Annotated in this window: 9 protein-coding genes; 4 read left to right on the top strand and 5 right to left on the bottom strand. The window is 31.8% G+C overall.

Annotated elements, in window-relative coordinates:
* Positions 1-6: 6 nt before the first annotated feature.
* The 5 genes from ACODR7_RS10690 to ACODR7_RS10670 form a co-directional block, all read right to left on the bottom strand.
* Positions 7-924 (bottom strand): hypothetical protein, encoded by a 918-nt coding sequence (locus ACODR7_RS10690; RefSeq protein WP_488839007.1) that lies wholly within the window; start codon positions 922-924, stop codon positions 7-9.
* 10 nt (positions 925-934) lie between these two features.
* Positions 935-2290, bottom strand: coding sequence for a radical SAM protein (locus ACODR7_RS10685; protein WP_488839006.1), 1356 nt, complete (start codon positions 2288-2290; stop codon positions 935-937).
* A gap of 56 nt (positions 2291-2346) precedes the next feature.
* Positions 2347-2547 (bottom strand): hypothetical protein, encoded by a 201-nt coding sequence (locus ACODR7_RS10680; RefSeq protein WP_002983498.1) that lies wholly within the window; start codon positions 2545-2547, stop codon positions 2347-2349.
* Positions 2548-2638: 91 nt separating this feature from the next.
* Positions 2639-2839, bottom strand: a complete 201-nt coding sequence (locus ACODR7_RS10675; RefSeq protein WP_002983500.1) for a hypothetical protein — start codon at positions 2837-2839, stop codon at positions 2639-2641.
* 881 nt (positions 2840-3720) lie between these two features.
* Entirely contained in the window at positions 3721-5847 is a 2127-nt protein-coding gene (locus ACODR7_RS10670) for an outer membrane beta-barrel family protein (protein WP_488839005.1), read from the bottom strand.
* Between the two features lie 210 nt (positions 5848-6057).
* Here ACODR7_RS10670 and ACODR7_RS10665 point away from each other — a divergent pair, with 210 nt between their 5' ends.
* The 4 genes from ACODR7_RS10665 to ACODR7_RS10650 all read left to right on the top strand — a co-directional run bounded on the left by ACODR7_RS10665 (position 6058) and on the right by ACODR7_RS10650 (position 12585).
* Entirely contained in the window at positions 6058-7788 is a 1731-nt protein-coding gene (locus ACODR7_RS10665) for a helix-turn-helix domain-containing protein (RefSeq protein WP_488839004.1), read from the top strand.
* Positions 7789-7936: 148 nt separating this feature from the next.
* Positions 7937-8107 carry a hypothetical protein gene (locus ACODR7_RS10660; RefSeq protein ID WP_488839003.1) on the top strand — a complete coding sequence of 57 codons (171 nt, stop codon included), beginning with the start codon at positions 7937-7939 and terminating at the stop codon, positions 8105-8107.
* A gap of 57 nt (positions 8108-8164) precedes the next feature.
* Positions 8165-10390 carry a CocE/NonD family hydrolase gene (locus tag ACODR7_RS10655; protein WP_488839002.1) on the top strand — a complete coding sequence of 742 codons (2226 nt, stop codon included), beginning with the start codon at positions 8165-8167 and terminating at the stop codon, positions 10388-10390.
* Complete coding sequence (locus tag ACODR7_RS10650) at positions 10390-12585, top strand: lantibiotic dehydratase family protein (RefSeq protein ID WP_488839001.1); 2196 nt, start codon at positions 10390-10392, stop codon at positions 12583-12585. The genes ACODR7_RS10655 and ACODR7_RS10650 overlap by 1 nt, the downstream gene beginning before the upstream one ends.

Below are 12585 nucleotides of genomic sequence, written 5' to 3'. Positions count from 1 at the left end.
AATAAGTTAAATTGTTATGCCTAGTGTTTTTAGCTTTTTAGTAAATTCTTCGTCATTAGCTAATTGCTGGTTATTGGATATTTTATCTAAATAATTTTCTATTATAATTTTCACTAATTTTTGCGGAGAACTTTTGATATGAGAAAAATTCTCGTTCAGATAATCTAAAAAATCTTCATCTTCAATTTTATCGATACAGCGCATGGTTATCAGTAAATTTTCCTGATCGCCTGAAAATTCATTTTGCTTTAATAGGGCATTAAAGATCTGCTGAAATATCAGTCTTGTTTTTTTCTCATCCTGTAAAGATTTAAGAATGGCAATATAAGAGTTGTTAATGATATGTTTTAACATCCCCTGCTTATCAATGAGGGGAAGGTCTTCAGCCAGGTTTTTGCAGCTCTCATTTTCATGTTGGTTAAACATGAAAAAAGCTAATATCTTCAGGACTTCTGTCTTGTACCGCTCTTCATTTTGAGTACGTGCAAAAATTCTGATTTTATTAAGTGACTGTTCTCCAATAATTATGGCAAAATAAGGAAACGTTTTACTCTGAAATAAAGCACTTTCAATAGCCCTGTCAATATTTTCCTCTGCCAGTACAAAATCATTTTCCACGTAATTTTTATATGCAAGCAAAGCATAGTCTAAGCTTATCATTCCCTGATGAATAGGCTCTATGAAATAGTTATTCATACTTTGCATTTTTGAATAAAGGTAGTTTCCTAAAGTGGTATTCCCTGTACGAAAAGCAGAAAGTGATTTTTCAGACAGGTTCATATAGTAAAACAATCCTGCCTGGATATCTTCCGGAATATCTTTTCTAAATTCCTCAATCAGATTTTCGAAAATATGTCTGGGCTTTTTCACCTCATATTCCCGGAACTCTACTGTTTTTATTTTGTCTAAAATTATTGTTTCCATACATCATCTATTAAGAAAGCACAGCTTGTTCATTAATATATCTCTGAAGAAGAATTCTGTCGTCAATATTAAATTTGAAGGAAGGACACGCCGGGATATTATCATACCAGTTTTTCGGGCACGCTCCACCACACAGAGGAAGGAATTTACAGCTTTTGCACCATGAGTTGTTGTCCGGTATTTCATTAAACCAGTTTCTCATGACAACATTTTTGCTGTCTACCTCTTTATCTTTCACAATGTTTCCGGCATAAAACTCAGAGTTATCATATTTTGGAGTGTACGGAATTTCCCAACATGTGGAGACATTTCCGAAAGCGTCAAATACTTCTGAGGTCTGGCTTACTACCATACAAGGTTTAGTAACTCTTTCAGGAATAATCTGTGTTTTAAATTTTGCTTTTGATTGCAGAAGCTTCATATAAACTTCTATTTCAAGCTCAGCAAATTCTTCTTTTGACACACCTTTAATAGTAGCTTTGTTATCACCCCAGTCGTGGATAGGAGCAAGGTAGAAACTTACGTGCTGAAGGATTCCTTCTGCTTCCAGATAATCAATAAAATCTATCACATTGTAGCTGTTTTCTTTATCTACATTACATCTGATATTGAAACTTGCTTCTTTTTGGTATAATTCGGAATTAACAATTTCTTTGATATTTTTAATGATAATATCAAAACTGTTAGAACCATTTTTCAGATATCTTCTCTTATCATGGAATTCCTGAGTTCCGTCAATTGTGATCTGATATTCTGTAACCCTGTAATTTTTTACCAGTTTTTCAAAAAGAGAATATTTAAGGCTTAAAGCATTTGTAATAATTCTTGAAGAATATTTTAAATTTTTCTCTTCACAAAGGCTGATTAAACGGGTAGATAAATTAGAGATAGCCGAAAGACCTGTTAACGGCTCTCCTCCATACCATGTAATACTCAAATGTTCCAGATCGTTTGACAAACTTTCCATTTTCGTAATGATTCTGTCATAGGTAAGATCTAAAACTTCTTTTGACATACTTTTGTTAGTATGCAGCTGACCGCAATAGTGACATCCGAGCTGACAGTTTCCTGAAGGCTGAATTACATAAGAAAGTGTTTTCAGATCCTGATGATCAACAGACATGATGTTGTCTGAAAGAATTTCTCTTAACTCATCTTCAAACTCAGGTACATAAAATTCATTTTTTATCAGGTTGATAAAAATTTCTTCGGGAATCTGAGTGGTTTCAAGATTACATATTTTTTCATATAACCCTTTTTTCACTTCAATGGATGTTCCAGAACGGGTAGAAAAAAGAATGACATGATCATCTAAAATTTCCTCGTTTTCTATAGTATGGATATATCTTGATAATTTGTATTTCATAATTATTTTATTTTAATATTAAATAGAGTAGCACGAATGCTACTCTACTTTTTACTTTAGTTGTAACTCCAACATTCGTTACCACTGCAAGTTTGTGTACCTCCGAATCCCCAGCAGTCATTCTGACTTGTGCAGGTTGCCGCTAGTTCTAAAGGTAACTTACCTCCTTTGATTGTCTTTACTGAACTTTCGCTCATTCCCTGTAGCTTGTTTTCAGTGATTTTTTTAGACAGTTCAAACAATTTTTTGTTTTTCATCACAATAAATCTTAGGTTAATTTTTTCTCTTGTAAAGTTTTAATTCCACACAAGACCCTGCAGAACATAAATTTGTGGAATCAGAGTTCTATTAGTTATAACTCCAGCAGCTGTTACCACTGCAAGTAGCTGTACCTCCGAATCCCCAGCAGCTGTTCTGACTTGTACAATCTGCTGCTAATTCCAAAGGAAGTCTACCTCCTTTGATTGTCTTTACTGAATTCTCGCTCATTCCCTGTAGCTTGTTTTCAGTAATTTTTTTAGACAATTCAAACAATTTTTTGTTTTTCATGACAATAAATTTTCATGGTTAATAATTCTCCTGAACAGTTTTAATTCCACACAGGACTATACAGAATACAAATTTCTTTATGAAAAGCTCCAGCAATTAGGATCTACGTGCAGATCCGGCCTGCACCAACTACAGGTACATTGGCTACAATGGTAAGCGAGTAAGCCACCGGTAATAAATACAAGGCCCTCTTTTTGCAGTTTTTTCATTTTGACATTTGTGATTTTCTGAGAAATCGTTTTAAGCTTTTTGTTTTTCATAGAAGTAAGTTTTTTATGTTTATTACGAATCTTAACTCTATAAAAATTAATCAAGCTTAATAGATTATGATTTTAAAGAACTAATTTTCTTTTGTCATAAAATACCAACACTCGTTCTTGGAACAATCGCCAGCTGTACCTCCTTATCCCCAGCATTCATTCTCACGGCCGCATTCATTGGGTAATAATTTGAGAGACATGTTTCTTCCAGTAATAGTTCTTATTGAGTTGGCATCAGTTACTAATAACTTGTTGTCCGTTATTTTTTTGGATAATTCATGTAATTTTTTATTCTTTACTACAATAAGTTTTCATGGTTAATAGTTTTTCCTGAAAAATTTTGATTCCAAAGTCAGGTTTTCATAATAAAGTTTTTATGAAAAGCTCCAGCAATTGGGGGTATTCGTTGAGCAGATTCCGCAATAGGAATTACAATCGGGATGTCTAATGCAATCATCTACAGTAAAGTCTTTCCCTGCGTAAATAGTGAGAACTTCATGTTTTTGTAGTTTTTTAAGCTTGCCCTGAGTTATCTTTTTGGATAACTCTTCAAGTTTTTTGTTTTTCATGGTTATAGTTTTTATCCTTAGGGGTTATTAGTTTTTAGTAAAAATTGCAGGATTACAGTCGGGGGTTTTCATTTTGAGTTCTACCCTTGTCTATATCTCCGGTATTCACCTTTTTTACTTTGTTGTTTCCAAATGTTTTGGATATGCTGAGTGATATGGATCTTAAATTAGATTGTGAAAGGGTTTCAATATATCCGTCATTATTATATAGTGTATTACGGGAGTTTGAAAGATTCAACAGGTCTTTTACAGAAAGCTTGAATTTAAAATCTTTATAGCTTTTTGAAACCTCAAGCTGATTATTGATAAAATAACCGTTTTTCTTATTAACTAATGTATATGGAGAAGTGTACCCAAAGTTATAGCTTATGTTCCAGCCTTTATTCCAAAGATTATTTCCGCTAATTGTGACAGAGGAGTTATTATACCAAGAACTAGGATGAACATCATAGATATCTGCATTATTGATATAATACATTCCTGTTGAAAGATTAAACATCCATTTGTTTTCAAACAATGGTTTATTATAGTTCAATCCCACATAAAAACGTTTTACATTACCTTCAAAGTTTTTAGGTCTTGTAATAGAAACATTATCTACAACCTCTGTATAAGGAAGAATAGGATTTTTTACAATTCCGAAATTACTTACAAACACCCAAGTTCTTTTTATGCTGTAGCTTGCATTAAACAAATACATCTTTGCCACATTCAGGTCAGGATTTCCGGTTTCCCACCAGGTTTCATTATTTTTATAAATAAATGGGTTCAAATCATCTACATAAGGTCTCCATAATGCGGTTCTGTATCCCAGAGAAACTCTGTTGTTCTTATTGATCATATAAGAAAGGTTGATGCTGGGTACAATATTGTTGTAACTTCTGGAAAAGTTCTCGCTAACCGTATTTTGTTTTGCGTTGATGTTTGTGTTTTCATAACGCAGCCCTAAGTTGACATCCAACACAGAAAAGATTTTTTTCTTAATATTAGTATATAACGCGTTGATGTTTTCATGATACGTGAAATTATTAGAAAATAGGGTATTTAATGTACCGTCTGCATTATAATAGGTATAAGGATTATCCGTAGAAAGCCAATTAAGTTTTCCTCCCGCTTCAAGACTAATCTTTAGTTTTTCGAAAGTTTTGGAGTAATCTACTCTTACTGTATAATTGTCTTTCTGATAATCATTATAGATTAAGTTGGAATAGGGGTTGGTCAAATTGAAAAACTCTGTCGTATTGTCTCTGTGATGGGTGTAATAATCAAAGTTGATATCCAATCGCCTGAATTTTTTATCATCATTAAAGCTGTAATAAATATTTCCTCCGAAAAGATTCAGCTTATCATTTTGTGTATTTACCGTTCTGTTTTCAAAAATTCCTCCAGTAGTATCATAATATATATTCCTGTTTTCAAGAGAAGATTCCGGTGTTTTGTGGTAATATTCCAAAATACCACCTATGCTGCTTTTCTCATTAAGCTCATAATCAAAACCTGTATTTCCTCCAAAGTTGGTTTCTTTAATGAGCGTATTTCCTATAATCTGATTTCTGCTGAATTTTGAGCTATAGTTATCAATACTGTTTCTTTGCAGGTCATTATTATTTTCAAAAAACAACATGGTATTATTTGAAAATCTGTTTTTATGATAATTTAAAGCAATATTCGCCTGCTGGCTGTTTTTTCTGTTTTGTTTATCTGTAATGGTAAAACTTCCTTTCAGTCCATCTGTTTCCAGTTTCTTCAGCTTCAGATTAATAATCATTGCATCCTCCAGATCATATTTTGAGGAGGGATTGGTAATCAGCTCTATCTTTACCAGATTAGAAGCCGGCATAGCATTAAGATATTGTATTAAATCTTTTCCTTTCAGAATTGATTTTCTGTCATTGATGTAAACAGAGGCGTTCGTTCCCAAAAGAGTTATTTTATTATCATCTACTTTTAACAATGGTGTTTGAGAAAGAACTTCGGATATGTGATTTCCTACAACTAAATCGCTGTTTTCAACATTAAAAACAAAACGGTCATCCTTTTGTTCAAAAAAAGGTTTTTTACCATTCACTTTTATTTCTGCAATTTGTTTTTCTATAACTGTTTTAATGGAATCTTTCTTTTCTTGAGAGAAACCCAACAAGGGAAGCAGAACACTTACACATATTAATATTTTCCTCATTTACTTTCAATATTTCTGATGCAAACATCATGATTATACCTAAAGTCTACAAGATTAGTAATCCAAAATTGATCAATACCGGTATATCCTTTTCCAAAAATTTACAAATTCACGATTCATTAAAGCAATTATTTAACTGATGTACAAATACTTATATATCCATAATAAAAATTCACTGATAATTCATAAATTTGCAGTGTATTTAGAGATATGAAGAAGTTTCATTTAATTATTTTAACTGTTTTTCCAGTTTTTTTCTTTTCTCAAAGCATAAAAGGATTATACATTCCAGACTCGTTAAAGAATAAGAGTTATAAGTATATTGATGATGCTTATAATAAAGTATTTCAGGTTGACAATGATAAAGCTGAGCTTTTAGCCAATTATATTCTATTAAAAGGAAAGAAAGAAAATAATAAGGACATCCTGTTTGATGGATATTATAATATAGCCCGGGTAAAAAATCTGAAGAATGAAAACGGACATCCATTTGCCGATTCACTCATCTCTGCGTCAAAAAACGTTAATAACTACGATTATCCAGCCAAATCTCATATATTAAAAGGTATTTTATTCAACAATGAAGGGAAATACAAAGAAGCTTTAGATGAATATACTATAGCTATTAATCACAACAGGGCTGAAAATAAAGAACAGTTTTTTTATATAAACAAGCTCATTGCCATCCTAAAAACAGCCACAGAAGAATATCAGGAAGCCCTCCCTCTTTTTTTGAAATACTATAAATATGAAAAAGATAAAATAAGAACAAACAATGTAGATGCCAAAAACTATATTGCTTCTATTTTTTCTTTAGCTAATATTTATACTAAATGTAAGGACTATAAAAAAGGTATTGAGTTTGCAGATCTGGGGCTGGCAGAATGCAAGAAATACAATAATTATTCTTATTACAGCTATCTGCTTATGATAAAAGGGATTAGCCTCTTTTATGTAAAAGATTATTCGCTGTCTTATAAAATCCTTCTGGAAGTAGAAAAAGGATTGATAAATAACAAAGATTATAGCAATCTCGGAATTTTATATTACTATCTTGGAAAAATAAAACATGCAACCTACAGTGAAAACGAAGCTATAGAATTCTTTAAAAAGGCAGATTCCATTTCTTTTACTTTCAACAGTTTTGAACCTATAAAAAGAGATGGATATGAAATTCTGATAGACTTTTATAAAAAGAAAGGCGATCTTAAAACCCAACTAAAATACATTGACAATCTAATACATAGCGACAGTATAATAGCTGCAAACCGCAAAAATCTTTCAAAAGAAATTCTGAAAAAGTATGACACACCTCTGCTTATGAAAGAAAAGGTAAATGTAATTGAAAAACTGAACCACCAGAATGCCTGGCTGATAGCGTCTTTGCTGCTGATTACTTTAGTTTTCATATTCGTAATGAGGAAAAACAGAAAAAAAATAAAAGAATACGAAAAGCAGGCAAAAGTATTATCAGAAAAACCTTTGACTACCCCTGTGCTGGAAGAAGAAAAAAAGAATGAAACTCCTATTACAGATAATTCCTCCACTATTATTGAAAGAAAGGAAAAAGCTCCGAAAAGTGACCTTTCTTCCAATCCAAAATTTAAAATACTCATTGATAAAATAGAACAGTTTGAAAAGGCTAATAGTTTTCTCAATAAAAATATTACTTTAGATTCTCTTTCAAAAGAATTTGATACTAATAGAGATTATCTCTCTAAGCTGGTGAACGAATTAAAAGGCAAAAACTTTTCCCAATATCTGAATGAGCTTAGGATTAACTATATTGTTGAAGAATTAAAATCTAACGAAAAAATAAGAAAGCATACCATTGCTGCTATTGCTGATGATATTGGCTACAACAATGCTGAATCTTTCACCAATGCCTTCAAAAAAATAACAGGAACACTTCCTTCTTATTATATAAAAGCACTCAATTAAAACAAAATTACAAAACACTAAAAATCAAAACCTTACACTTAAACACTATCGGAATTTATCAATTTCGGTATATATAAATTCTTTATTTACAGGAATAGAATTTCCTTTGTACCTCAATTCATGTAGAAATCTTAAAATTACTTTAGTAGTGAAAAAAATTAAAAAAACAGAAAAAAGATTATCTTTAAACAAAGTTCAGATGTCTAAGATAAAAGGAGGGCTTAGCTCTGAAGGGGGCGATCAAAAGCTTTTGAATGGAGATAACGATACTGTGTTAGACAAAACATTAGATACTCTGGATGTGACAGTAAAAAATTAATGACAATTTCAACATTTTATCAGTAATTTTGAGAAAAATTACTGATTTTTTATTTTTATGAAGTACCTGTTAGCACTATCTTTTTTCCTTACATTCAATATTGCTTTTTCTCAGAAAATAAGTATTAAGCATTTTAATGAATACAATATTGAAAAACTGCAGCCTTTGATTTCTTATTTAAATTCTGAAATACAAAAGAATTATAAAGAAAAAGACAAGGCGGTAAAGTATGATAATCTTTTCAGAGTAAGTATGGCAGCACAAAACTATGATATTGCTTTAAGCCAGCTGGATTCAGTACGCAGTGTTTACAGAAAAAGTAATCCCATTATTTCATACGCTATGGGAACACAGTATGAAATTTACATAAATGCTCAAAAAAATAAAAATTCATACAAAAATTTTCAGGAAAAATATAAAGAAGAATTCCTTAAAAAATATGAAAGTCTGCCGGCAAAAACAAAGATCATACTTCCCCGCTATTTCAATGGTGATGCCGAGAAAACAAAAAAAGAGATTCTGGCTTCCCTTAAAAATGATTTTGAAAGCAAAGACAGCGTGGATCTGAAAAAGGCTTTACTGCTGTGCAGAAGTTATAATTCATATATAACAGTACCTACATTTGATATCGCTAAAAATTATTTAAAAGAACTCGACTCCAGGAACTTCGAGGTGAAAGACAGCTTATTAATTAATAATGAAATCAGTATAAGAGTTGTTTTAAATAAAAAAATAACCAATCCTGAATCTACCATCCTGGTCAATTCCATCTATCCTGATGCAGAAGATGTCAATGATCAAAAAGTACAGGCAAGCTATGGTTATCATTCTGTTTACATATATCCCAGAGGAAAATATACGAGCAACGCTGCCATAGAACCTTTTGAACATGAGCAGGAAGATATTAATAAGGTTATTGACTGGATTATAAAACAGCCATGGAGCAATGGCAAAGTAGGAATGATCGGAGGCAGTTATCTGGGATTCAGCCAATGGGCAGCGGCTAAAAATATTCATCCGGCTCTAAAAACTATTATTCCGCAGGCCTCTGTAGGAATTGGCGTAGTAGATTTCCCTATGAATAATAACATCTTTTCCTCTTATTCCCTTCGTTGGATTAACTATGTTACCAATAATAAAATGCTTGATGCAGGCTTCAAAGATGAAGATCATTGGAATTCTGTTTTTAAAAAATGGTATGAAGGTGGTGAGGCATTTAACAAGTTGGATTCTATTGCCGGTAAAAAAAATATAATATTTCAGCGCTGGTTAAAGCATCCGGCATTTGACAGCTATTGGCAGAAAATGATTCCTTACAAAAAGGAATATTCTAACATCAACATCCCGGTTTTAACTATTACAGGATACTATGATTCTGATCAGCTGGGAGCATTATATTATTTAAGAAACCATTCTAAATATAACAAAAACACCGATCATTATGTCATTATTGGCCCGTATGATCATTCCGGAGCTCAAGGTTATATTAAAAGTAATTTAAAAGGGTATGCTATTGATCCTTCAGCCAATATTGATCTCGGAAATATGACAATGGAATGGTTTGATTATATTCTGAAGGGTAAATTAAAACCCGCTTTTTTAAAAGATAAAATTAATTATCAGGTAATGGGCACCAATGAATGGAAAAGTACTTCTAGCATTGAAGATTTTGAAAAAAATAAATTAAAATTCTATATCACAAGCCAGCATCAGCTTTCTCTAGCAAAAGATAGAGATAAAGACTTCACACCGCTTACGGTAGATTTAAAAGACCGTACCAATGCAGATGAGCTTTTTAAGCAAAAAGATAACGTGCTGGATAGTAAAATTTACAGTCCAAACGCCGTTGTATTTTCATCAGATCCATTTGAAAAACCTGTGGAATTTACAGGAAATTTTGTGGGTAATCTGAAATTATCTGTCAATAAAAAAGATGTTGATGTATACATGAAGCTGTATGAGCAAAATACAGAAGGCAAATATTTTCTTTTATCTACCTATTATGGAAGAGCAAGCTATGCAAAAAGTTCAGAAAAAAGAAAATTGCTGCGTGAGAATAAAGAAACAAGCATAACTGTTACCAACAATGAATTTGTAAGTAAAAAAATGGAAAAAGGAAGTAAACTGGTTTTAGTATTAGGAGCTATAAAAAATCCACTTATGCAGATAAATTATGGAACTGGAAAAGATGTAAGTGAAGAAACCATTAAAGATGCCGGAGCTCCTCTGGAAATAAAATTTTACAACAACAGCTTTATAGAAATCCCAATTTACCTTAATTAATGCCACGTTTTCCTTTCCAGTTTTTTGACAGTTTTGTTGTCAGATCACCGCTTTTTTCATACAGAGATTTTCAGAATAATTTTTCCGGTGAAAATAAAACCCACGGAAATTTAGAAAAATATTATAATAATCCTATTTTCAGAGAAGCCATTTATTTAGCTTCTCTTTCTTTGTATCAGGAGATAGAAAAATCTAAAGACAATGGTCTAATAGACTATCAAACCCTAAACGAAAGAACAAAAAAATCATTATTAAAATATTATAACCGCTCAAGTACCCGCTGTACCCCATTTGGTTTATTCTCAGGAGTAAGTATAGGAAAATTTGAAAAAGAAACTCTATTTCCGATATTCTCAGAGCATACAAAAGTAAGGGATACAAAGCTGGATATGCATTTTTTAGTGGCCCTATCAGAGCAGATTCTTTTAATTCCGTCCATTAAAAATAACATCTCTTTTTTTCCTAACAACAGTATTCATAAGGTTGGGAATAAAATTCGTTTTGTAGAATATGAAAATACCGGAGGAAAAAGAGATTACATTATTTCTTCCGCCCCATTTTCCAAAGAGTTAGAACTTATACTACAATTTTCAGAAACAGATAAAACAATTGACCAGCTTGCCACCTTTCTCGTTCATGAAGATATATCTTTTGAAGAAGCCCGGGAATTTATTGATGAGCTTATTGGAAATCAGGTTTTAATAAGTGAAATTAATCCTACAGTTTCGGGAGGGGATTTTCTGGAACGATTAATTTACATGCTAAACAAAATTGGCAGACATAAGGAAAAAGATATTTTAGTGGCTATTAAAAACAAGATCAGTGAACTTGATTTACATTTTGGAAATACGGCAGAAGCATATACTGAAATCGAGGGACTCATCAAAAAGCTGAATGTACAATATGAAAAGAAATATCTTTTTCAGACAGATCTTTATTTTGAAGATGAAACAAATTTATCCTATCAATGGAAAAAAGAACTGAAGAAAGGAATCTCTTTTCTGAATAAAATTGCTGTTCCTTACAAAGAATCTGCTTTAGAAAAATTCAAAAAAGCTTTTCATGAAAGATTTGACAACGAAGAAGTTCCTTTATCTTATGCTTTAGATCCGGAAATAGGAATTGGCTATTTACAAGATATTCCGGCCAAAGGAGTTCATCCTTATATTGAAGATTTAATCCTACCGTATTCTAATCAGAAAAAAGAAATTCAGGTAAATCTTAATCCGGTACAAATTATTCTCAACCAGAAATTACAAAAAGCTTATTGGAATAAAGATCATATAATACATTTAACTGATGATGATTTTAATGGTTTTGAGGAACAATGGAATCAACTGCCAGATACATTGTCCGTTATGGCTGAAATCATTTCAGAAAATCAGCAGGAAAAATTATTTTTAAAATCTGCCGGTGGAAATGCGGGAAAATTATTGGGCAGATTCTGTTCAGAAAAATCATCTATAAAAGATTTGGTGAAAACCATTGCTGAAAAAGAACAGGAACTTAATCCGGACAAAATTTTAGCAGAAATTGTACACTTACCAGAATCCAGAATTGGAAATGTAATCAGAAGACCTTCGCTAAGAGAATATGAAATTCCTTATCTGGCAAGCTCTGCATTAGAAAAAGACAATCAAATTTTTGTGGAAGACTTGTACCTGTCCATAAAGAATAGCCAATTATTTCTAAGGTCAAAGAAGCACAATAAAGAAATTATTCCTCATCTTACGAATGCCCATAATTATTTAAATAACTCTTTACCTGTCTACCATTTTTTATGCGATTATAATAATCAGAATGTAAAACCTTATTTATCATTTAGCTGGGGTGGTTTATCCCAAATCTATGACTTCCTGCCAAGAGTTGAATATCAAAATATCATTCTGTCTAAAGCACAGTGGAAAATTGATCCTGAACAAATTCATTATTTTGATTCCATTCTTCAATCTGGTAAAAGAGATCTTCTGTTTCAAAATATTGAAGAGTGGAGAAAATTAAAACAAATTCCACAATGGATACAGTGGGTAAAAGGAGATAATACACTGGCGGTCAATCTGAAAAATTACGACTTAATTCAAATGTTTTTATCATCCGTAAAAAATGAGAAACTAATTTTTATTGAGGAGTTCCTTTATAATGATCAGTCAGATTATATTCATCAATTCGTTTTCTCTCTTTATAAAGATCTATAA

It is taken from the genome of Chryseobacterium sp. FG46, from assembly GCF_057809135.1.
Note: the sequence above shows the minus strand (reverse complement) of the source record. Positions and strands in the feature narration are given on the sequence as shown.

Coding starts and splice junctions, on each gene's coding strand:
- ACODR7_RS10655 (WP_488839002.1), top strand. CDS start 8,165: ATGAAGTACCTGTTAGCACTATCTTTTTTCCTTACATTCAATATTGCT.
- ACODR7_RS10665 (WP_488839004.1), top strand. CDS start 6,058: ATGAAGAAGTTTCATTTAATTATTTTAACTGTTTTTCCAGTTTTTTTC.
- ACODR7_RS10670 (WP_488839005.1), bottom strand. CDS start 5,847: ATGAGGAAAATATTAATATGTGTAAGTGTTCTGCTTCCCTTGTTGGGT.
- ACODR7_RS10690 (WP_488839007.1), bottom strand. CDS start 924: ATGGAAACAATAATTTTAGACAAAATAAAAACAGTAGAGTTCCGGGAA.
- ACODR7_RS10680 (WP_002983498.1), bottom strand. CDS start 2,547: ATGAAAAACAAAAAATTGTTTGAACTGTCTAAAAAAATCACTGAAAAC.
- ACODR7_RS10685 (WP_488839006.1), bottom strand. CDS start 2,290: ATGAAATACAAATTATCAAGATATATCCATACTATAGAAAACGAGGAA.
- ACODR7_RS10675 (WP_002983500.1), bottom strand. CDS start 2,839: ATGAAAAACAAAAAATTGTTTGAATTGTCTAAAAAAATTACTGAAAAC.
- ACODR7_RS10650 (WP_488839001.1), top strand. CDS start 10,390: ATGCCACGTTTTCCTTTCCAGTTTTTTGACAGTTTTGTTGTCAGATCA.